Below are 22273 nucleotides of genomic sequence, written 5' to 3'. Positions count from 1 at the left end.
GCGTTGGGTTGGTTAGATCACGTACCAGTAGCCGTTCATCTGCTAACTTTTCATCCGTCTGGCGTTACCTGACGCTTCGATGGCGCCCTTTTCTGATGTAGCATTTGCCTCCATTCCTTGAAGGGGGCTAACGTATTTTGCAAAAAAGTCCGCTGCGCAGCCTGGCTTTCCGGGCCGAGCCCCCAGGGAGTATATTCATCTACCTCGGGTATATACAGCGTTCCGAAGAGGCGATCCCATATGCTGGTAATAGCCGCCATGTTCTTGTCCCAGTGTTGCGGCAGATAGCTGTGGTGTACATGATGCATAGCCGGACTTTGTAGCCATTGGCACAACCATTTGGGGTAGTTGAATTGCACGTGATAATGCCGAAACGCGCCGTTGAACCCAAATAACAGGGCGAAGAAACTGATATTCAGCAGTGTTGCCTCGGTGATATTGCCGTCAAAAATGTACCCGAACACGCCACCGCTAAAGCCATACGCCAACGCAGCCCCGCCCGCCCACAGCGGGCCGACCAGAAAATGCTCACGGTATCGGGTTAACGGTGTAAGTACTTCCGCCGAATGGTGTATTTTGTGCAGCGACCAAAATAGCGGGACGCGATGCATCGTGTAGTGGATGCAGAAAAATACGAAATCATAGCAGAGCAACGTGAAGAGACTGTAAAACAGCATCCATGGCAACGTGACTGGCAGTGCGGGTGTCGCGCCGAACAGCTGCTCCAATGCACTAATGGCAATAGTCTCTACGCCAGGACCAACCGTTGCCAGCAGAGAAACCACCCACAGCGGCCGCAGTAGCTGTTCCAACAACCATAACCAGATATCGACTCTGGCGGAAACGTGCGTATAGATCTCCCTGGGAAAAAGGAACTGCCAAAGCCCCACTCTGCGCTCATGCCCATCCGCGCCTCGCGAACCATGACCGGTACGAACAAAAAACAAAACGACCGCGATGGTAAATGTCAGCAGTAGGGCGTCCCAGCGCAGGTCCGGCGGCAATTCCACCATAAACGTGTGCTGAATCAGGCTGTCGAGTTGCGTGAGAGCGTCGCTCAGTGGCCCTTGTACCTGCGGCTCAACGTCGGTTGTACTCATCTCATAACTCACGAGAGTCCAAGCGCTGCTGAATAATCAGGCTGTGGATCAAGGAACTTGCAAGTCCCACTGTCGGGGCGCCCACTCGATGATGGCATCGGCATCTTCCCTCAGCAAAAAGTCCGCGGCCAAGGCGGCTTCAGTTGCTTCAGTTACCGCCTGCACAAAACCTGCCTTATCGACGTATAGCGACGCCATCTGCTCAGCGCTGAACAAGCTGGTTGAACCAAACAGGAAGCAAAAGCCATTCCCGGAGTTCGCGTCGCCGAGGAGTACTGCAGAGGGAGCATCGGAGTAAGGTGTACGAATACCACCAAGCGCATTACCGAGATCGTCATAGAGATAATCAGTGCCGTCGTCGTTGAGAATCAATTGTGGCGATTTTGGAGGCAGAGTACCATCGTTGACCCAGTCGTTCAGAGCGCGCACGCCCCGGTTAAACACGTAATGCTGAGGGCCGTTGTTCAAAGGGCGATCACAGCTGATAAAACCCAAAACGGATGTTTCCTCAACGACCGAAGCAAAAACAGGGTCGCCTTTGGTATCGTCTCGACCGGTAACAAACGTGTAAAGATCACCGTGAGCAGTGGCCGCCACTTCCCATGCACGAATCATATCGGTATCAGGTTGGCGAGCCTTCTGAAATTCCAACAGGACTACATCTGTCTCCGTCTCAAAGCTCAGTACTGGCACATTGATGTCAGTACGGATCCACGCGCCGCTAGGAGTGGCTATCTCCACAAGTGGCTCCTGCGCCAGAGCGGAGGCGCCATCTCCGCGACTGTGCACCATATACCCATCGTAAGGCCGATACAGTGGATGCACAGCGTTGATATACGTAACGAGGCGCCCTGCCGATTGCGATTCGCCATAGGCGATCAGATGCTCAACATCAAGACCCGCAAGCGGAGCAATGCCATCCGGGTTACGCAGGGCCTGCGCCACCTGAGAAAACATATCGTAGGAAAAACTATCGCCGGGATGATTCAGTGAGCCGTAGCGATCTGGGTCTACTGCCTTCAAATACAGCGGCAGCGGCAGACCGCGATCTGAACCCTCGATACCGGTAAGTTGAGCCGATACGCCGACCCAAACAGACCCCCCCCTGCGCATTTCCAGCTGACCGGTACCCCAACTCGGCGGTGTCTCGAAGCCCGCGGTTACGTTTAACCATTCCACTAACACGTTGCCATTAAAAGCGCTCGAGTCGATGGGACGATAAACCACAATACGTGTTCGGTAGTCGGCCTGTTGCGCAGGCTCGACGGCCCAGAAGCCATCACGCCCCAGTTCACCCGTGTTAGAGAATGCGGTAGCGGTGCCCTCCAGAAAAAACTCAAACTGCTCATACCCCACTTCGCCAAGGTCAAAATTTTGTGCCAATAAGCTAATCGCACCTGTCTCAGGCGGCAGCGTGACCAACGGGTTGGAAATAGACCGCATGGTCTGGTCGGGTTTATTGTCACTGCTGTCAGAGCAAGCGAAAAGGAAGATCGCAAGTAATAGTGCTATGGAAGCTCTGGTAATCGGTATCGAAAAATGCATCGTGTTCTTCCTAATCTGTTGCTTTTTTTTTGAGGGCCAACTGATAAAGCAGCTAGCTACGACTGCCAAATACAGGCCGGACAGGACTCAGTGCTTGCGATGTGGGCTTCGCACACAAACATGTTGGGGTGCTCTCTCGTATTGCATCGCCACCCGCCATGCTTCTCACGCATGAAAGCGTAAGCCATATCCGCCATGGTGACAAGTTAAGCGAAAAACCTACTCCACGCCTTACGCATCGCCCAATTTCGATCCTGAATCACCCCGCTTTTACCGGCAGCGTCTTAGAGCAGGAGTGATTTCAAAACCCTCGATTTCCCCTGTTCTATAACATGTGCAGTGTTCGTTGATCAGGGCCGACGTATTCCTTTTACCGTTTGCGACAATACCCACTACATCTGTCACTTTTGATAGGTCAATCTTGCCGCGCCGTTTGAAAAAAAATAATGCTGCACGTGCTAAGCGCCACGTATTGGGGCGGTCGTGAAGAAAAGCCTGAGGCGCAAAATGGCTTTAGAGATAACGAATCAACCTGGGCCGACATCAATCCGTTTCACTGGCTCGGAATGGATATACCTGAGCTGGACAATTGCCGCGAAAGCGACAATGGACGAGCCCCGCTCTGGGGCAAGGCGCGTGCTGCAACAACTGCAAGGCGGTTAGCCTGCATGATGAGGGTAAATATTTGCATACGCCGGATCACTGCGCAATCAGATTTGGCAGAAACGCCGAGGGCATCTGCGACAGCGAAATAATGCAAGAATCAATGAATGATTGCCAGAGAGATGTGTGTTTGTCGATCTGCGAGCTGAGGGCGCTTGTGCCTCGCTATACTAACGATATCTCCATCAGCGGATCGCATAAGGGTTCGTCAGAATGGGTTATCGGCGAGTCCGTTTCGCGTGTTATTATCGGTCGCCAGAACAGACGCTACTGGAGACAATATGTCAGATCAGATGCTAAAGGTCCCGCGCTCTCTGCGTCGCGGGGGCAGGCTCGAAGAAAGTGAAAGATCTGTCAGAGATACGCTGAAGATCATAGCATTGGTCTGCCGTAACCTCGGGATCGATAATCTCGCTGAGTCTCGCATACTCGACATGGGCTGTGGTTATCGCATGGCGAAGTCTATTATCGAGCAGGATATCCTGATCAAAAAGTACGTTGGCCTTGACGTATTTCGGGACATGATCGAATTTCTTCGCGAGGAAGTTAATGATCCGCGATTCAATTTCCATTCTCTTGACATCCATAATGAAATGTATAATCCGCAGGGAAAACCACTCGCGGAGCTCGGCGCTTTGCCGATTTCGAAGGAATCATTCGATATCATCTGGTTGTTTTCCGTCTTTACCCACCTTGCACCGCATGATTACTCGGAAATGTTAAAACTTCTGCGGCCTTACGTTCGTCCGGGAGGACGCCTGGTATTCAGTCTATTCGTAAACGAAGTCACGCCTTCGGGTCTTGGCTTCATCAGTAGTGTAAATAAGAAGTTTGAAGAGCAGGCGAAAGAAAATACCAAAATTTTCATGGATAAGTTTTCCGAGACCTATAATCACGAATACGCCACGGCGCCGCCATTTGTAGATTTTGATCCAACGCAACCTTTAAAGTGGGCCATCTATTCAAGAGAACACGCCCTCGAACTCGTTCAGGGTACGGGCTGGGAAGTGGAGAGCCTTAACGATCCCGAGGACGCAATTCAGCATTATATGATTTGCCGACCGGTATAGCGCTCGCCCAGAAACAGCAATCGAGAGCGGCAAGCGTTCCTCATTTTTATGGCCGGGGGGCGATATCGTGGATCGATACCGAGCGCAATTATGCAGGCATTGTTTTCTTCGAGGAATACACCATGCAGGAAGCCTCTAAGGGCAGCGGGGGCGCAAGGGTCCAGCTAATCGGGATTGTCGCAGATGCCATTGATGGTTACTGACCGGGCGATTTGAGCGCGAGAACCCGACCTGTACAAATGAGTTCAGCTTTGCCGCATGCCTGATTCAATGTCGAACACTGGCATACGTTAGTTGTCTTGCCTTCACTAATCTTTGGTTCATCGTCTACCAGTGAAATCATCGGCATCCGGATCAAACTAAACGCAGACTGGCTACAACCCTGACTTTCGTAAGAGCGCAACAGGCCATTCCCTGCGGTTATCTTGATCACAATCGACTTTGGTCAATGGCATTGCGACCCGTTAGGGTATTGCCGGAGACCCTGATAAAAACGCAAACAATACTGTGCTCCGCTCTCGATGCAAACACCTATTACTCTCGACGTATTTTTGACTGCGATATCATCACGGGATATCCAAACGGGCGCTACACCGCGGCGGAAGCAGTACTTTTCGGTGAACCGTCTAAACAACCAACTGCCACCTAAATCGGTATTTCAGTGAGTCTGAGATACATAGGATATTTTAGCTGGAAAAGCAGAACAAAGTAAGCGGACAAACACTGCAGCGCTGCAGCCGCAAAGTAAGCCTCCAATCGCCGGGCAGTCCGTTTGACACGTTGCTGGCATAGGCGATTCTTCCCGGTATCCGTATCAACGAACATTTTTTTCAGCTGGCCGTCTCGATATCATATACTCAGAGGTTAGACAGGCGGTGGCCGCTTACACGCACTGCTAAACGACAAACATAGCATAATAATATCCTTGGCTGGCACCGGAAACTTTTGAGCTCATATTCAAATAACATGCAGGATCACGGCGGATTCATTCCAAGCATTGAGGGAATGCGCGCGCTCGCGGTCCTGATGGTTTTACTCTTTCACCTAGACGTGCCTTTTCTTGACGGTGGCTATCTCGGTGTCGACCTCTTTTTCGTAATATCAGGATTTATCATTACACGTAATATTCTTGCTGATCAGGAGCGAAACCGTTTTTCTCTTCGCGAGTTTTACGTGCGCCGCTTTCGCCGGCTGTTTCCCGCTCTCCTCGCGACCGTTCTACTTACATTACTTGTGGGCACGATTGTGCTACCTCCGGCCGAATTAGTCGCGACAGCAGTATCCTCTATCTATGCTGTGTTCTCGCTCGCCAATATTCATTTCTGGCTGTCCTCTGGATATTTCGAGGCCGCCGCGGAATCCCAGCCTTTGCTTCACACCTGGTCGCTGAGTGTTGAGGAACAGTTCTATCTTTTCTGGCCCGCCCTGCTATTAGTGCTGGCAAACACGCGCCAGCGCGCAGTAGTGATCGTTATATTGCTTGCCGTTCCCATGATTTTAGGGCTGATGTTGCGCAGGGAATATCCAGATGCGGTATTTTATTTGCTACCGTTTCGCTTACCGCAGTTGATGGCAGGCGCACTCATAGCAGTGCTTTCAATGCGACTGGTCGGCGCGAGTGGAAATCTGGCCGTGCTGCTGGCGAGTGCTGGTTTGATCGCGTTATCGAGTCTATCAGTCGAGAGCTTGTCACCTGCCGCTGCAGCGGCTCTAGTTACCGGACTAGGTTTTCTGTTGTTACTGGGGAGGCAGGCTCCCTTCGCCCGAGTATTTTATGGTCACGCACTCCTACAGTGGGTAGGTCGACGTTCATACGCGATCTATCTCGTGCACTGGCCAATTATTGTTTTATACAATTTCGCAGCCAGTTTTGAGCTTGATAACTGGGATCGTATTGCGCTTTTTTTCCTAAGCCTGGCTGCAGCAGTACTCATGCACGAATGGGTGGAAAAACCGCTTCGCAAGCGCGGTGAAGATACAACCCCCATGCAAAAGTTAGCCCTTCCCGCTATCGTTTTAAGCCTCGTGCTAACGCTAGGTCTGGCGCTAACGCTATGGCATCTGGAGGGCCTCCAGGGGAGAGTCGATGAGCGCTTACAGCGGGTGGTCGACAGCGTCAAGCAAGAGAAGAGAAGGAAAGATAAAGCTATTCGTTATGGTAAATGTAATTTGCATAAGCAACATGTGTTTGCAGACTACGATCCGGAGACCTGTGCAACTCCACACTCGGAGAAACCTAGCGTCCTCTTGTTGGGCGACAGCATGGCGGCCGACACCTATATGCTCCTCCAACAAACCTATCCAGAAATACATATTATGCAGGCGACGGCCGCTGCCTGCACTGCGCTTCTTAATCTGGAGGCTGTTGGCGGTCGCTATGCCGCTTGTGAAGACCTGAACGCCTACCGGTTTAGCGACTTGATAGATAACCGAGCCGATGCAGTATTACTCGCGTCAGTGTGGACTGAAGACAGGATTGAGCCACTTAGAAAAACGGTTGAGTACCTGCAGTCTCGCGGCCAGCGCGTACTGGTATTTGGGCCTCGTACAGTATTCAAAGCATCTATACCGATATTGGTCTCTCAGCATGCAACACCAGAGGCGGCAAATGCTGCGTTACGTGAAAAGGCCGTTGTGAAAAACTCATTGCTGGAGAAAATGCGCGCCGCCATGCCTGACGTGACCATATTGGATATCGGAAATCTCCAATGCTCGCCGGCCTGTGAGATACTGGAAGGAGACGAGCTCCTGTATTATGACCAAATGCACATGACTAAGCTGGGCGCCAAACGCGTCGGTGAACGGATGCGGCAGACCTTTGACCTAACGAAGTTCGTCAACTCTACGAAAAATGAAGCCCAGTAGGCGAGCCACCGCCTTTGTTGTGCGGGAAACATTAAAAGATCGTCTATAAATCAGATGCAGTGCCGCTGAGTATTTGACACCCCTCGACTCCTATCGGTCAGCGGCTGGCCGCCGTCTTTATCTCTACTGCGATAGCCAAAAGCGGCTGCGGAAGCGCTATACGAACCGTATTTTTCATTCTACCGCTAAATAGGCATGCATTGAGCCTTTGCTCTACGGTAATATAGACGACTTAATCTTTTAATAATCATTGATGAAAGGAGTTACGGGTGGATTTTGCTAATCCCTATGCTGTGATAGATATCCCACTATTGGAGCTCTTCCGAAATCTGAGTGTTGGGTTGATCATGGCCGTTATCTGGGCCTTGGTCATTTCGAGAACCACTCGGCTGGTGGTCGATCACAGGCAATACCTACCCATGTTTTTACTGCTTATACCGTCTATGATACTGATTATCACGATTATAAAATCTTCCATTGCACTGTCGCTCGGCCTGGTGGGCGCACTTTCGATCGTACGCTTTCGTACGCCTATCAAAGAGCCAGAGGAACTTCTCTATATTTTTGTCGCCATCGCGATCGGACTCGGTCTTGGGGCTAATCAAGTGATGGTGACGACAATCGGTTTCGCCGTCGTAGTGGCCGTTTTAATTCCTTTTGGTCTGACTAAAACGCTCAATTTGAGTAGCAACAGTAATCTTATTGACATCATTCTTCACATACCGGAAGGAAATAATCTGCAACTGGCAGACGTTGAAAAGCTTTTACAGCAACAGAATTTCACATACAAGATCAAGCGCTTGTATCAAAAAGATAATCGGGTAGAGCTGTTAATCGACACGCTGAAAATTGATGTGGCAAGCATCGATTTACTCAAAAACGCATTTGCTGATAGCGGCCTCGGATTTGAAATTTCTATGACATCAAATTCCCGCGTCATCACGTGAACCGTTGATAACCCGATTTCTAAAAAATGTTGCTGTACTCCCTGTGTTGGCGCCGCTGTTACTGGCATTAGCACTATTGGCCGGCATTCAATATATTCAGCAACATCCGTCGAATCTCCGGGACGTCCTTGAATGTCCTAGAGAAAATCCTTTGTGTATTGTAGTGGAGGATATGGCACGCGATGCCTCCAATGTACACTATGATCTACAGAGGCAGATGTTTGATAAAAAAACTTTGCCGGTCATGAAAATTTATCTTACCAATGGCGCTCTCGATAAGCTGTACCAAAAGCGCAGACAAACGTTAAACAAGCCGGGACAGATCCTGATAAAAGATGATAATGACTGGGTAAAAGCATCAATCATCCTAAACAGTGGTAATGAGATAAAGGAGCTCAACACCCGTCTGCGCTTGAAGGGGGATTGGCCAGATCATTACGAGCACCCAACCAAGCTCTCGTTTCGCATAAAAGTGCTTGGAGAGTCTTATGCTCTTGGCATGAAACGATTCTCGATTCAGCATCCGAATACCCGCAGCTTTCAGGCTGAACCGCTAATGCTCGATGAAATGCGCAACTGGGGTATTCTCGCACCGAAATACCGCTTTATTGATGTGCGGATCAATGATTACCCCATTGGTATCATGGCACTAGAAGAGCATGTTTCTAAAGAAATGCTTGAGTCACAGCGTCGGCGGGAGGGACCGATACTGGTGGTGGATGAAGATCCCATATGGCGCCAGAAAGACTTGAATGCCCAGACCGCCGCGGCAGCTGGAGCGAACAACCCTCCCCTAAACAGCTCCAATTTGCGCATCATCGACCTACCGATAAAACAGTTCGGGGCACCTTCTTTTAGTATCGGATCAACGAAAACTACTAACGCGATTCGGGCGATCTCCCTGTACCGCGATTTCATCGATGGGAAACGCTCTGCGGAGACCGTTTTCGACCTGGAGAAAATGGCCCGGTGGTGGGTGCTTGTGAATGCATGGTATAGCTGCCACGGTGTGGCTTACCACAATCGGCGATTTTATTTTAATCCGACGACAAATCTTTTGGAGCCCATCGCCTTTGATAACGCCCCGAGACCACATGGCAGAGGCGAGTACGTTGAAAACTGCGATATTTTCGTAGCGAATAGACTGCAGGGTGATGTCAATTTTCAAACCCATGTTCTCGATTTCAGTCAACTTCTGCTTGAGACATACCAGTCTGCTGCATGGCAAAGCAACTTCAAGGCAAGGCAAGCTAAAGCACAAAACATACTGCTGCTGGATGGGTTCGATACCAGACCGTTACTGCCTAAGGAAGTCGTGCAGAATCTCAGCTATTTTCTCAAGGCACTGACGTTTACAAACGCTGAGACCATAGTCTCAGATAGTACATCAAGTTCGATGGCATCATATTCCGATGCGCCTTTGTATTCTCACCTTCGTACTTTTTTCTTCCCTTTGGATTCGGGTCTGTCGCTGGAGATAAAGAATCTTAGCTACGATCCGATCGAAGATATTCGGATCACCATCGACGACAACCAAGACGCGCCACGTGTCGTCCAAGGACCACAGCTACTTCCTGCATACAATACGGACGGAGCACAGGAACAACATATCATTACGATGAACATTGATGAGCCCTTCACCGACACGACCAAAATCACCGTCGATTATACGTATCGCGATGTTGCTATGAGCATGTTGGCTGTACCACAGCATCGTAATCATGTAACGGGCTTCAAAAGTATGTCCGGGAGTTCTCTCTTCGAACGATCAGGTGTGAGTCAGGACTCTGCTAAAAAGAGTATCAGGTTCACTGGCTCCCATGAGATTAGTGAGAGTCTGGAGGTAGATAAGGGCTGGTCAGTAGTCTTGGCCGAGGGCTCTAGCCTGGCATTAATAGATGGGGCGACGCTAAAGATCAGAGGGCCTCTCTATATACAGGGTACTGAAGAGGATCCAGTGACTATCGAAGTGACGCCTTCCCCAGAGTACAACGACGCCGGCGCGTGGGGCGGTATTCTTGTTTCACAATCCCCCCGTAGGTCACGAATTCAGCATGCCGTGTTGCGAGGGGCAGGGAGTGCTACCCTCGCCAACCGACAGGATTATTACGGAATAACCGGTTGCCTCACATTTTATGAAAGCGATGTAGATATTGTCGATAGTACTTTTTCTGATATGCACTGCGAGGATGCGTTAAATATTGTGCGATCAAACTTTACCATTTCACATACAACGATTGAAAGACCACGCGCAGACGGGTTCGATAGTGATTTTTCTCATGGAGAGCTTCGAGATTCCCGATTCCTCGATACCGGAAACGATGCAGTTGATATTTCAGGCACACGGCTCACGCTCAAAAATATTTATTTTCGAAATATTGGTGACAAGTCGATTTCGGTGGGCGAGAAATCAATTCTCCATGCGAGTCGGCTGAATATCGATTTCGCCGCGACCGGCGTGGCGAGCAAAGATAAATCCACCGCACATATTATTGACAGTCATTTTGCGAATATTTCCGGCAGCGGTTTGATTACCTACATCAAAAAACGTGAATACGGTAGTGCATCAATCGACTGTGATAATTGCACGTTCACAAACACCACATACAAAGCAACCAATCAACTGGGAAGCAAAATTAGAATCGACGGCGTGGCACAAGCGGTTACAAATTATCAATTGGCACATCTTCGGGAGGCTGGTTTTGTCACAGAATAGCGGCCTTCAAATAAATGATTTTCGCCATGAGATAAAAGTGCCGCTGCAGCGATTACAGTATGTCGACTTCAGCGAATGGTTGATGCAGTCAGGCCTGGTCCTACAAAAGACATTCGCAGACAGACGCATTCATTCCGTATATCTTGATACACCATTTCTCGACGATTATCAGGATAACGTATCCGGGATGAGCAAACGCGGCAAAATTAGATTCCGCTGGTATAACGATGAGCGCTCTAAAATAGTGCTCGAGCTGAAGAACAAGCGTGGCCGACTGGCTAATAAGCTAGTTATACCGTTAGATAACCCGACAGAGGCTTATCCTTTCGACCGCACTGTAAGCAACGGTTTACTAGGATGTCACAGGCGCAGTCGAGCTTTAACCCGCGAGCACTGTTTATTTCCTTGTCTGCATGTGCAGTACGAGCGGGCGTACTATGAAATCGCACCGAACATTCGTATGACACTGGACACCGACATCCACTATCAAAAACTGTTTCCGATTCAGACACACTCTATGAGGCGCTCCAATGTGGATGTCGTGGCGGAGTTCAAGTATGCCACCGAGGACGCGAAAAGAGCCGCGCAACTACTGTCTGGCATGCCAGGACGCGTGTTTCGCCATTCAAAATATGTCGTCGGTGTTGATACTGTATGCGATCTTTAGCGTTAGCTTTCGCTATCACTCTGTTCACGTCGAGCACTTATGCGGACGATGACATATCACTGGAGGAACGAAGGCAAAGCCTGATGGAGACTGCTCAGACTTTAGCAAACGAAATGACGGGCTTTGAACAATATACGCCCTACTTAGCGCCATTTCCTGCCCGAGTGTTGATGGGTGACGAGATGACAGGTTATGTTCTGTTCGCCCAAGGTTGGCACAGAAAAGAGCTAGAAGGCCGCTGGAGCGATGGTAAGTCCTCGAAGATTTACGTAAAGATTCCTCCGGGAAAACATCCATCTATATTGTATATTCACGGCAGATATCATGGCGAAGAAGAGGCAACACGGGTAATTGTAAACGGAAACCTACTCAGTGAGATTCCCTTGATTCATCACAATATAGACCTTCCCCCGGGGATCGTCAAAAACGGTCAGCTCGAGATTGAATTCCAACATATCGCGCCCATTACAGTGCGGAATGATAGTACTCCCGGTGAAGGGGAAGGCACCCGTACATACGAATTTTTCCTCGTGCGGCTATCGGTTTATTAATTTTTTTCTTAAAAAAATAGTGATCGCCCCAGTGACATTAACGGAAAAAATTGCTTAAGCGGACAAAAAACAACGGAGATGTGACGTGAACAAGCTGGCATGGCTCCTCACCGTAACGGCGTTATCATTGCTACTGGGCTTATTTTGGTTTGAGCCGACAACATGCCAGAGCGATCTGCTTCTGTCATGCTTCAACCAACGTGCAATCGACCCGGAACAAGACTGGAGTCACTACAGTTTCGTTGCGCTGGGGCATATTCGAACGGGACGCAATAAACCGGGGCCAAACCGCAATCTACAACGAAATTTATATCGCGTTTATGCGCATGACCCAGCGTTTGTGATTTCGCTGGGTGATCTTTATCACAATATTTCGGATGAGAGCATCGATAATATTACGCGCTGGGTGAGCGCGAATATTCCCGTACCGTTTTTTAATGCCGTGGGAAATCACGACACTCAAACATCGGCAGGACACGCGCCAGCGCGTTATGCGGATGCGTTCGGAACGCCAAGCTTCGACTTTGTACTGGGCAGCGAGTTATATATTTTTCTTGAAAATGGAAGTAGCCCCGTATTGAGTGAGCAACAAAAAACTCGTCTTGAAAATTTACTATTACAGGCGGGCGACGATACAGCAATACGTAATATTTTTCTCTTTTCACACCAGTTGTTCTGGAGTTACTACAATCCCGCGCTGGAGCCCGTATTTCGCTATCGCCACCCTGTTACACCGCCCAGTAATTATCGGTATTTCCTAGATACGATCAAACCGTTGGTTGAAAGCCTACCCGTAGGTAAACGCGTATTCTTTCTAGCCGGAGATATTGGCGGAGGGCGCAGGTTTCTTCAGACTTTTTACCATCGAGAAGGACCGATCACTTATATCGCCACCGGCATGGGTAATGCAAGCCGCGACTCTTTTCTCACCGTGACTATTATCGGCGGAGAGGTATCACTGAAAGCGACGAATTTCAGGTCGGGAGAAACAATCCCCCTTGAGGAATTTGGACTCGACTACTGGCGCACGTTTTATCGTGATAACCCTGAGTTCGCGACTGAGATAGATCGAATCAACAACACTCGCTGACGCCACGCTGATAACGTCCCGCTAAGCGTAGGTACTCATTAGTCCAATTAGTGCGAATTCGCACAGATGCCGAATATAGAATTTAGGATATGCAGAGTTTACGGACATTAAGCGGTAATAAACACTGCTTATCGCTCGGCCATTCGTCGGCACCGGTTGCATTCAGTCGACAGTTTGGCCTCAATCTACTAACATAATGCTCGACCGTGATCGATTCGCACCCCATCATTTCATATAAGCATAATATGACAAACGTTGTTCCCACCCTCTATCAGCTCAAAAAGGCGTTTTTGTGGCCGCGCACTCTTTTTATGCGCTGGAAGTACCGGAGAAACGCCGGCCAGGCAAAAGTAATGATGGAGCTCCATTATTATCGACGCCCCTTTATGGAGTTCATGGGTGCAACAATTTATAACAGTCATATCCTGCATGAAGCTGCGATAGGCCCTGACAGCGTGGTGCTCGATGTCGGCGCGTTCAATGGTAGCTGGGCACAACACATCGTCGATCGCTACGATCCCGTGATCTACGCGTTTGAGCCCAATCCACGCTCCTATGCAAAGATTCAGGAAAAGGCAAAGGGAAACCCCAAGCTTAAACCGATCCCCTACGGTTTGGGAGATAAGGACATGACCGTAGCCTTCACACTGAAAGGCCTCGGATCGTCAATGTGTGACGAAAGAGACAGTAGCTCCGATGCCCCAAGGACAAACGTCGAAATCGCCGCTATCGATAGAGTATGGAGTGAACTTAAATTGGACAATATTGATCTTATGAAGATCAATATCGAAGGCGCCGAATTCCCCTTGCTTGAGAAAATGATGGAATCTGACCTTCTCAAATGCGTAGATTGCTTCTTAATACAATTTCATGAATGGCATCCGGGAGCCTACAGGAAGCGGAGGCAGATTCGCAAGGAACTCGCCAAGACGCACCGCCTCGAATGGGATTACTATTTCGTATGGGAAAAATGGGTGCGGCTATAGAGCGCTTTCGCGCCACCTGGGACCGTTCTCATGGCTCTCTCAGCAAGTCGCTGACATGAGGGTCGAACGAGGCGTTTTGTCGAGACCAGTCTGAGCTTTTCCACCCGGACCTGATAGTCTTTTTTATCCGGGAGACTCCATTGCGCCATGATCGAAAAATACGCTGCAGGAGAAACGGTTAGAATGGTGATTAATTAGCACACACATACTTTCAAGGACTATCTACTGGATTTTCTATCCGAGCCAGCCTTTACATACGCGATCGTTTTGGAATTCAATGCCTTAGATCGATACCGTAATCCCTATCGCAATATCTGAAAACCGTTGTCTTGCTGACGGCCTATCCCCCAATCTTCTGGGGATCTACCCTAGCTTCTGTGCTTCTGTGCCTCTGTGCCTCTGTGCCCCTGTGCCCCTGTGCGCCTGTGCGCCTGTGCGCCTGTGCGCTGATAAATACTATCGCAGGCAGATCCATTGTACATTGAGATCTCCAGGCAATTTACTTTGCGTCAACTCCTTGCTTCCGCCTCCATTTCTCAATCTTTACAACGCTCTACACACGCGCATCGAGAGTTTCCCCAGCGGACTTTTTTTTACTGAGATTTCAGTTTACAGTATCTAAACACGCTTTCGTCTTTTCACCCAAGCCGCTAAAGATAAAACCTAGGACTACAATGCGCTCAATGAAGACAATGGGGTATTTTCCTTTCCTTTTTTTTGTACTCAATGTGTGCGCCAGCACAGCGCACGCTGACTCAGAAAACTGGCAAGCCCACTGGGCAATTCCACCGGGATATTTTCTCGAGGTGGACAGCACAGGTTATAGCGTGCCCGTTGCGATCGCCATGGTACCCAACCCCGGAAGCGCGCCAGATTCGCCTCTCTACTACGTAGCAGAACTTGGTGGACGCATCGCAGTAGTTAGAAATGATCGCCAAGTAGAGACCTTTGCAGACGGTTTTTATACGTTGAACCGCTCAGCAGAGATGCCTGACTTGGGCGGGGTCATCGGCCTCACCGGCCTTTGTCTTGACGAGGACACAGGATACTTGTTTGCCACCTATGTACATGATATCGGGGATGGCCGCTATAATGGAATCACCCGGTTTGCAACAAATCCGGGTACGTTTTCACTGCGACCGACAGAAACATTCGATATTCATAAGCCCTTTATGTTGGGAGATTCTGAATTTACGCGACTTCCCTTTGGACACCAAATTGGTCAATGCCAAGTTATTGACAATACATTGTATGCGGGAATTGGCGATGGCGAGCTTACACACCGCTCGCGTTCAGCACAGTCCTCGTTCGGTAAGATAGTTTGGATGCAATTTGACGGCAGTCCCGTTGCGGAAGGTAATACACTCGATCACGGTGGAATCACACAGGCACCGGATGCCAACTCATTGGCCAATTACCTTTTCGCCAGCGGGCTAAGAAATCCGTTCGGACAGACCCGGGTAGGCGATAATATTGTGGTGGCCGATAATGGGCCTGGAGTAGATCGAGTGCTCACCGTTCGAAAGAATCAAGATTATTTATATGACGGTAGCGACGCAAGTATCGCAACGAACGCTATGGTTCTCTACTCGCCTGCTAAGGGTACCGCTAATATCGCTTTTTACCCTGAGGGTGCCGCTAGCGGCATCACCCAACTGGAAAATAATCTTCTGGTAGTATTATCGGGTGTCCCCGAAACATATATTGAGGACGAACCCGCTGAAATTTCTGCCTTCGAAGTCGAAGTCGACAGTGCCCTGGTCATGTCCCGCCCACGTACACTCGTTAAGTATGTTGGTAACGAGATGCAAGTTTTATCTTCTATCGCTATCGGCAGAGACGGTATTTATTTTGCACCGGTTTATGGAGAAAATGCTGTCCCGGGCATCAGCAATGTCTATCGACTAAGCTGGGCCCCAGAAAAATCGTATCCAACTTCTTTAGGGCAATACCAAAACGCGAGAGCAATCATGCGAAACTATGGCTGCCGTGGATGCCATAATGTCTTCGGCGATGGAGGCAACGTGGCGCCAACCCTGAACGCAACACACCTACGACGCCGAAACAGCGAGCGATTGGCCTCTGAAGAATACGCATCTCAGCTAAGACGAATGGTCGCAGGAGACAGAGACTCGACTGATAATCGAGCAAGGCAACGTGTGCTGAATGCGGATGGCGATAAGAGGCTGTCAGTCTGGACGGAGGAAAAAATACTCAATCCGACGTTTGATAACCCGGAATCGGTGATGCCTTTACTGGGCGTGTCAAAAAGGGAAGCCGAAATCCTCGCCAAGTTTCTGTTAACTGATAAAAAGAGATCGAATGGGCAGAATTCCAAGTAAACTGTTCCTATCCGAGCTACTTACGCTACAGGTGTAGATCGCATCATCATACGACCCCTCGACAGAGAATAACCAGGCGTTCGAGCTATAAATGATTAATAAGAAGACCTCTTGTAACAAATGGCGACCGGTTCAGATTCCGCCTAAGTGAGTTTCGGCTGCCGGGATAATAGTCGTCTGCGCATGCCAATTCGATATGCTGATAAAAATAAGGGTGACCAAATTCATGCTAAGTCGAGAAATAACGACCAAGATCGCCTTTATACTGGACGAATTGATTCCTCCAGTATTACGTGACTCCAAATGGTTCATGTGGATTCCATTTAAGCTGTTGTTTGGAAAGAAAACGACAGAGTTTTTCCGGTTCAAAGAACACGCCTTCGACATGTCGTTCGATCAATTTAAAAAGACATATGAATCTCTGGAATCCGTGCACATTCAACGCGAAACAGACCTAAACAGGGCATGCATATCTGCGATATTAGACAATATCGAGGGCAACAACGTACTTGAGGTCGGTTGCGGCCGCGCTCACCTAGCAAAAAAAATAAATGCGCGGGCACAGGTAGTTGCTTGTGATATGGTCATTTCTCATGAAATGCGGATAAGCAATCCCGAGATTGATTTTCGGGCGGTAAATATCGAAGATCTTCCATTTATCGATTCAGAATTCGATACTGTAGTTTGCACGCATACGTTAGAACATGTGCTGGACATAGAACGGGCGATATCAGAACTACGTCGCGTTGCGAAGAAGAGGCTCATTATTGTCGTTCCGAAGCAGCGACCCTATAAATATACCTTTGATTTACACATTCATTTTTTCCCTTACAGATGGTCTCTGCTGGCCTGCATGCAGCAGTCAGAAAGGACAGGCTCACGTTCTTTGCGGCTAATCGAAGGCGACTGGTACTATCAGGAAGAGATCGAGTAAACTATGAAAATGCCCAGAACTTATTTAGCAAAAAGTTCATGCCGGGAACTACGGTGATGGTAAGTAGTTGGGCGACTAGATAAAAGACCTGAAAAACGTCTACCGCAATAAACATAATGAAAAGATTTGTAACAAAGCCAACACACGAAACAACGATATAACGCGGAAGTGCACGCCGATGCTGCTTGTCGCTCTCGAAAGTCCAGTTCCGATTTAGAAAATAAGACTGGATTACTACCCACGTAAAGCCAACGGAAGATCCTACCAACGCAGTTAGAAGCATGAATTCAACGCAGAAATATAAAACCGCGAGATGAGTGACTGTGCCTACGGCGCCGACAATGAAGTATTTAGCAGCAGAAACTACCACTGATCAATCCAGAATTGTTGCATCGGCCTTCGTGTCATCGGAGACAACAAATCGTGGGCGTAATTTGACCTCGTCGTAAATCCTCGCGAGATACTCTCCTATGATGCCCAGCGATATCATTATGCTTCCACCTATAATCAGCAAAAGCAAGATCACTGTTGCGAAACCACTCACCGCAACGCCCGAGAAGTGCTGAATAGTTGTTAGCATGCCCAGAACGAACGAAAAAATAATGAACGACACACCTGCCATTGTAACGAGGTGCAAAGGAGCAGAAGAGAACGCGGCTATGCTGGTGAGTGCTAGCTTTATCAAGCTAAGTGTATTCCATTTCGAAACACTTCCCGACCTTTCGGCCACGGTAAATTCGACCTGCTTACGCTCGAAGCCCATCCAGGCGCTCATCCCTCTGAAAAACACGTTTCGTTCAGGCAATGTTTTCCATGCATCAACTACTCGCCTATCCATAAGCTTAAAATCGGAGGCATTTTTCAGATCAACGCCTGAGAGCCGGGAAAAGATTGCGTAAAACGCTCTCGCTGTAAAACTGGAAAACTTCGATTCGTTCCCCCTTGAGCGCTTTACAGCTTCGACAATGTCTACTCCACCCTCGCGCCAAATACGGTACATTTTATCGATTAGTGAGGGGGGATGCTGAAGATCTGCGTCCATAACAATAACAGCTCGAGCGTCAGCGATCTCGAGTCCCGCGCACAGAGCTGCTTCTTTACCGAAGTTACGTGACAGTCGTACAGCCCTAATTTCAGTATGTGCAGGGCACAATTTATCTCTCAAAACGCCCCATGTTGAGTCGCTGGAGCCATCATCAATAATGATTAGCTCAAAGTCATTTAAGGCATCTATTAGCTCAAGTTCTGCCATTATCGTCTCGATACTCCGAACGATAATTGACTGTTCATTGAAAACAGGAATTACGATTGCCAGCTCATTCATAAGATCTCTCCGCTGATTCTGCATATCTTTTTCGCTGTACCCGCTCAAAAAAAAGCCAAGTGGCTAATAGCGTTGCGCTAAACACTATCGTTGTCCCTAAGCAAATACAGTTCGAGTGACCGGCGGAGTAGGGTATCGGCAGCGATCACGGAGCTGGCGTTCCACTTATACCCTGCAATAGATCTAGATCAAACACGTCACTGATTCGATATTCTTTCGAGAAGCGATTCGTGTCCGTATCTTTCTCCCAAAGCGCAATCGACACGTCGCTAAGTTGGTACCCCGCCATTTGCAGTAAGTAGGCAAGCTCACGAGCGGAAATACGCCATTGATCACACTTATCAGTATCAAACAAAAATCCGTTGTTTTCACCAAAAATGTATATAAAACAACTCGAGTTTCTCAGCATATTGTCAAAATGGAAGGTCATCATCCCATCGGATGGCTGGAAACTGACGTCATCCAGAAGATCAATCTTTTCAATCTCTTCATGTGACGTAAACTCATCCGCTGACTTTTTTCCACGTGGATAAAGTGGCGTTTTTCCCACAGTGTCGTGGTACTCGAGTTGCCCGGGAGCAGAAATAACAAGCGGACCCCAGACCCCATTACGCATGAAAGAAATATATCTCCACGTTGACACGCCACGTGCCACGAGATGAGAGTAAGAGCGATACATATACGTTTCTGAGTTGGGCGCTAATATATATTCGTAAACCTTACCCTTACCCGCATGGTAAGGCAGATCATCCTGCTTTAGTCGAGTGTCCCACGCAGCAAGACTGGAAAACAACAATAAGATTAAAACAAAACCATTCAGATACTTCGAGTTATTCAGTTTTGTTAAATAAGAGAAGAAGATTAAAAAAGCGACAGACGGGGTAAACATCCATCGGTTAGCAAAATAGCCGATAGCCAGTAGATTTACTACACCTAAAAAGGGAACTAGTAAGCTGATCAACCCAACCAATGAACCCAACTTGGTCGATAGGCTCATCTTTCCGGCACTCTTTAGCAGAAGTACAAGAAAAACAATAAAGATGACCAGAGAGATTTGCGGATTCGAAGAGAAAGATGTGGTCACACGCTGCGCAAAAAAAATAAACAGGCTGGATGACGGTATCATTTCACTCAGTGACGTCGGAGAGCTGTATCCTCCGGGGCCCTCAAGCATATAGATGCGCCACAGAATATAGAGTGACAGTACTAACGCATAAGGAAGAATTAGAACTATACGCCTACCGACTGTGCCAACAAAAACAAAAAATAAGATCCCGGGTAGTGGGATATAGACTTCTTTGGTCGTTACACTAATACCATAAAAAAATACTGAGAGTGCGAGCCAGCTCGCTCGTGGTGAACGACCGTACTGATGAGCAAACAAAAAGCTTAGGAGGCAAAAACTCATCCCCTCTAAATAGTGGCGGTTAATTAAATCATCAGAAATAGCCAGAGTAGATGGCAAAGTCGCAAAAGCGAAAGAAAATATAGCGGCATTAAGCTTTGATCCGCTGACCCGGTAGAGCGTTATATATATTAAAATTAGAAGCACCGCACCTGAGACAAGGTGGTGAAAGCGATAGCCGATAGCGTCCACGCCGAAAAAGTGATAATCGAAATCCCAAGACAGAGTCACCCAGGGAGTTAGATTGTTAAGAGTCAAAAACTGATACTTAACTGGCGTTGTAAAGTACTCCAGCGGCGAGTATTTAATTGCATGGGCAAGCACTATAGGAGAATCTACTATCCCGAAAGGCCATTGAAGGCTAGAAATGTTCATCGACAGAAATGCAGCCATCAATAGAGACAGGGATACCGCGATAAAAGTATTTCTGAAATGGACCGATCGATCAGTTGCCATGGGCTTCTAGCTTATTCTTCTGCCTCTTTAGACACTCGTGAGTATAAAGCGATGCGATAGTTCAGACAAACAAAGAAGAATTCACTGCCTATACATTTAATTGACGGTAACGCTGATACCTGCTGACGGTACTAGAAAACACCTGCAGCGACTTCAAACGAGCGTAATATGTTGGTAGCGCGGGATAGGAATTATATTTGAAGAGTGAATAATGCGGTTTTTCATTAGCGCACTCAGTTGGAGCGCTGCTGTCTGCTGTCTGCTGTATTAGTAGACGGAAATTGAGCTGAGCGGCCACTAAAATGAGTAGCCGATCCCTTTCTTCATCACCTCTTACAGCAACCGGATGGGGAGCGGAAGTCTCTTGCGCGAGATTCTCCATATAAGCAACGCGACTACACCGCTCGCGAGTATCCCTCGAGAGCAACGCAGGCGCGCGTAACATGACGCTTCGACTGACGCCTACTACGGCGCGTTTCCTTTAATTTCGTGATACGAATACTGAGCAGACAAGTCGGTGGCAGACTATCTTGTTAGTACAGTCGCTGTCTGTTTGCGATAGAATATAGCTCGATCTCTTATAAAATTAAATTGTGGTGCTTACGTGAATGACTCTGTGACGCGCAATAATCTCCAACTCAATAAGTGGATCAAGAGAGCTTGGCCCTCGATTATTCTTCCACTGGTTGTGTTATTTCTGTTTCATAACCGCAACATTCATCCGGGGTATAATGTTTCCTGGTGGAAACTGTATAAACTTGCTCGACGTTTGCGACGCAACGGCAAGTCAATAAAGTCCGGCAGTTCATACCGCGCCCATCTCGCCATGGCGGCTAAACTTCTTGAGATTTCACCCAGTACTGAGGGTGTCGTAGTCGAGTGCGGGTGCTTCAAGGGCGGCTCCACTGCTAATCTTTCTATCATCTGCGATTTTGTAGGTCGAGACCTTATCATCTATGACTCTTTTGAAGGATTGCCAAGCGGCGGGCCGAACGATCGTTATACTCGTGATGCACAGGGGCACTTTTTCGGTGCGCTCGATACAGTGTCACATAATGTCGAGAAGTTCGGTGTGCTAGAGCGTTGCAGCTTCCGAAAAGGCTGGTTCATCGATACACTGCCTGAACATGTGGAGCCGATCGTGCTCGCGTTTCTCGACGTCGATTACCAGGCCAGCATTCACGATTGTCTAGTGAACCTTTGGCCCCACCTCATTGACAAAGGATACGTTTTCACGGATGACTACACCTATACAGATCTTTGTGCCGTATATTTTTCCGAAGAGTTCTGGCAACGCGAGTTTGGTACAAACCCTCCGGGTTTAATTGGTACGGGAACAGGTATTGCGATGGGCCAGTTCTTCGTGGGGCCTCTGATGTCAATGGGCGGAAATCGAGCTTACCCACTGCAGTCACCCGCGAGTACAGCATATACACGCAAGGACTATACGGGTTACTGGGGATACCGACGCGAAAACGAAGAGAAGAATGAGTAATTTCTAGACTGATTAAGCCGGAAACCTGACTGTCAATAAGGCGCGAATCGATCATCTGCGCTCAGTGATAGGGCGTTCCAGATTACCTTCATTTGTTTGTGACGGTGCGATGATGGT

General features: G+C 48.5%; 17 protein-coding genes. 12 read left to right on the top strand and 5 right to left on the bottom strand.

All coding sequences use genetic code 11. From position 1 onward, the window contains the following. Window positions 1-50: 50 nt before the first annotated feature. Together EYC82_RS15085 and EYC82_RS15080 are read right to left on the bottom strand one after the other, a co-directional pair. Window positions 51-1100 (bottom strand): sterol desaturase family protein, encoded by a 1050-nt coding sequence (locus EYC82_RS15085; RefSeq protein WP_279250372.1) that lies wholly within the window; start codon window positions 1098-1100, stop codon window positions 51-53. Window positions 1101-1148: 48 nt separating this feature from the next. Then, on the bottom strand, window positions 1149-2645 hold the full coding sequence (locus tag EYC82_RS15080) for an alpha/beta hydrolase domain-containing protein (protein ID WP_279250371.1): 1497 nt from the start codon (window positions 2643-2645) through the stop codon (window positions 1149-1151). Window positions 2646-3589: 944 nt separating this feature from the next. Between EYC82_RS15080 and EYC82_RS15075 the strand changes: the two genes are divergently transcribed. The 11 genes from EYC82_RS15075 (at window position 3590) to EYC82_RS15025 (ending at window position 17476) form a co-directional block, all read left to right on the top strand. Then, on the top strand, window positions 3590-4378 hold the full coding sequence (locus tag EYC82_RS15075; RefSeq protein ID WP_279250370.1) for a class I SAM-dependent methyltransferase: 789 nt from the start codon (window positions 3590-3592) through the stop codon (window positions 4376-4378). Continuing rightward, window positions 4363-4581: a hypothetical protein gene (locus EYC82_RS15070; protein WP_279250369.1), complete on the top strand. Its 219-nt coding sequence runs from the start codon at window positions 4363-4365 to the stop codon at window positions 4579-4581. The genes EYC82_RS15075 and EYC82_RS15070 overlap by 16 nt, the downstream gene beginning before the upstream one ends. 742 nt (window positions 4582-5323) lie before the next feature. Continuing rightward, window positions 5324-7243 (top strand): acyltransferase family protein, encoded by a 1920-nt coding sequence (locus EYC82_RS15065; protein ID WP_279250368.1) that lies wholly within the window; start codon window positions 5324-5326, stop codon window positions 7241-7243. Between the two features lie 269 nt (window positions 7244-7512). Next, window positions 7513-8190 carry a DUF4956 domain-containing protein gene (locus EYC82_RS15060; protein WP_279250367.1) on the top strand — a complete coding sequence of 226 codons (678 nt, stop codon included), beginning with the start codon at window positions 7513-7515 and terminating at the stop codon, window positions 8188-8190. Window positions 8191-8233: 43 nt separating this feature from the next. Beyond that, window positions 8234-10906 (top strand): CotH family protein, encoded by a 2673-nt coding sequence (locus tag EYC82_RS15055; protein WP_279250366.1) that lies wholly within the window; start codon window positions 8234-8236, stop codon window positions 10904-10906. Then, window positions 10893-11573: a VTC domain-containing protein gene (locus tag EYC82_RS15050; RefSeq protein ID WP_279250365.1), complete on the top strand. Its 681-nt coding sequence runs from the start codon at window positions 10893-10895 to the stop codon at window positions 11571-11573. Before EYC82_RS15055 ends, EYC82_RS15050 begins: the two co-directional genes overlap by 14 nt. 83 nt (window positions 11574-11656) lie before the next feature. Continuing rightward, window positions 11657-12124 (top strand): hypothetical protein, encoded by a 468-nt coding sequence (locus EYC82_RS15045; protein WP_279250364.1) that lies wholly within the window; start codon window positions 11657-11659, stop codon window positions 12122-12124. Window positions 12125-12209: 85 nt separating this feature from the next. Further along, window positions 12210-13214, top strand: coding sequence for a metallophosphoesterase family protein (locus EYC82_RS15040; protein ID WP_279250363.1), 1005 nt, complete (start codon window positions 12210-12212; stop codon window positions 13212-13214). 245 nt (window positions 13215-13459) lie between these two features. After that, window positions 13460-14200: an FkbM family methyltransferase gene (locus EYC82_RS15035; protein WP_279250362.1), complete on the top strand. Its 741-nt coding sequence runs from the start codon at window positions 13460-13462 to the stop codon at window positions 14198-14200. Window positions 14201-14883: 683 nt separating this feature from the next. Continuing rightward, window positions 14884-16542, top strand: coding sequence for a PQQ-dependent sugar dehydrogenase (locus tag EYC82_RS15030; RefSeq protein ID WP_279250361.1), 1659 nt, complete (start codon window positions 14884-14886; stop codon window positions 16540-16542). A 226-nt stretch (window positions 16543-16768) separates the two neighbouring features. Beyond that, the gene (locus EYC82_RS15025; protein WP_279250360.1) at window positions 16769-17476 is read left to right on the top strand and encodes a class I SAM-dependent methyltransferase; all 708 of its coding nucleotides are present in this window, start codon (window positions 16769-16771) and stop codon (window positions 17474-17476) included. A 1-nt stretch (window position 17477) separates the two neighbouring features. Here the strand turns inward: EYC82_RS15025 and EYC82_RS18170 are convergent, their stop codons facing one another. From EYC82_RS18170 to EYC82_RS15015, 3 genes are all read right to left on the bottom strand, one after another. Next, the gene (locus EYC82_RS18170; protein WP_423243910.1) at window positions 17478-17846 is read right to left on the bottom strand and encodes a GtrA family protein; all 369 of its coding nucleotides are present in this window, start codon (window positions 17844-17846) and stop codon (window positions 17478-17480) included. A 3-nt stretch (window positions 17847-17849) separates the two neighbouring features. Then, window positions 17850-18800, bottom strand: coding sequence for a glycosyltransferase family 2 protein (locus EYC82_RS15020; RefSeq protein WP_279250359.1), 951 nt, complete (start codon window positions 18798-18800; stop codon window positions 17850-17852). A gap of 145 nt (window positions 18801-18945) precedes the next feature. Continuing rightward, window positions 18946-20661: an ArnT family glycosyltransferase gene (locus EYC82_RS15015; RefSeq protein ID WP_279250358.1), complete on the bottom strand. Its 1716-nt coding sequence runs from the start codon at window positions 20659-20661 to the stop codon at window positions 18946-18948. A gap of 604 nt (window positions 20662-21265) precedes the next feature. Here EYC82_RS15015 and EYC82_RS15010 point away from each other — a divergent pair. Further along, a complete protein-coding gene (locus tag EYC82_RS15010) occupies window positions 21266-22156 on the top strand; it encodes a TylF/MycF/NovP-related O-methyltransferase (protein ID WP_279250357.1) in 891 nt (296 codons plus the stop codon). Window positions 22157-22273: the final 117 nt, after the last annotated feature.

The organism is Candidatus Marimicrobium litorale, from assembly GCF_026262645.1.
In the GTDB taxonomy this organism is placed as follows: domain Bacteria; phylum Pseudomonadota; class Gammaproteobacteria; order Pseudomonadales; family Halieaceae; genus Marimicrobium; species Marimicrobium litorale.
This window is presented reverse-complemented; position numbering and strand designations above follow the sequence as displayed.

Bases quoted from the DNA above. Each gene is read 5' to 3' on its own strand.
- EYC82_RS15085 (WP_279250372.1), bottom strand. From the start codon at position 1,100: ATGAGTACAACCGACGTTGAGCCGCAGGTACAAGGGCCACTGAGCGAC.
- EYC82_RS15080 (WP_279250371.1), bottom strand. From the start codon at position 2,645: ATGCATTTTTCGATACCGATTACCAGAGCTTCCATAGCACTATTACTT.
- EYC82_RS15075 (WP_279250370.1), top strand. From the start codon at position 3,590: ATGTCAGATCAGATGCTAAAGGTCCCGCGCTCTCTGCGTCGCGGGGGC.
- EYC82_RS15045 (WP_279250364.1), top strand. From the start codon at position 11,657: ATGGAGACTGCTCAGACTTTAGCAAACGAAATGACGGGCTTTGAACAA.
- EYC82_RS15035 (WP_279250362.1), top strand. From the start codon at position 13,460: ATGACAAACGTTGTTCCCACCCTCTATCAGCTCAAAAAGGCGTTTTTG.
- EYC82_RS15030 (WP_279250361.1), top strand. From the start codon at position 14,884: ATGAAGACAATGGGGTATTTTCCTTTCCTTTTTTTTGTACTCAATGTG.
- EYC82_RS15025 (WP_279250360.1), top strand. From the start codon at position 16,769: ATGCTAAGTCGAGAAATAACGACCAAGATCGCCTTTATACTGGACGAA.
- EYC82_RS15020 (WP_279250359.1), bottom strand. From the start codon at position 18,800: ATGAATGAGCTGGCAATCGTAATTCCTGTTTTCAATGAACAGTCAATT.
- EYC82_RS15015 (WP_279250358.1), bottom strand. From the start codon at position 20,661: ATGGCAACTGATCGATCGGTCCATTTCAGAAATACTTTTATCGCGGTA.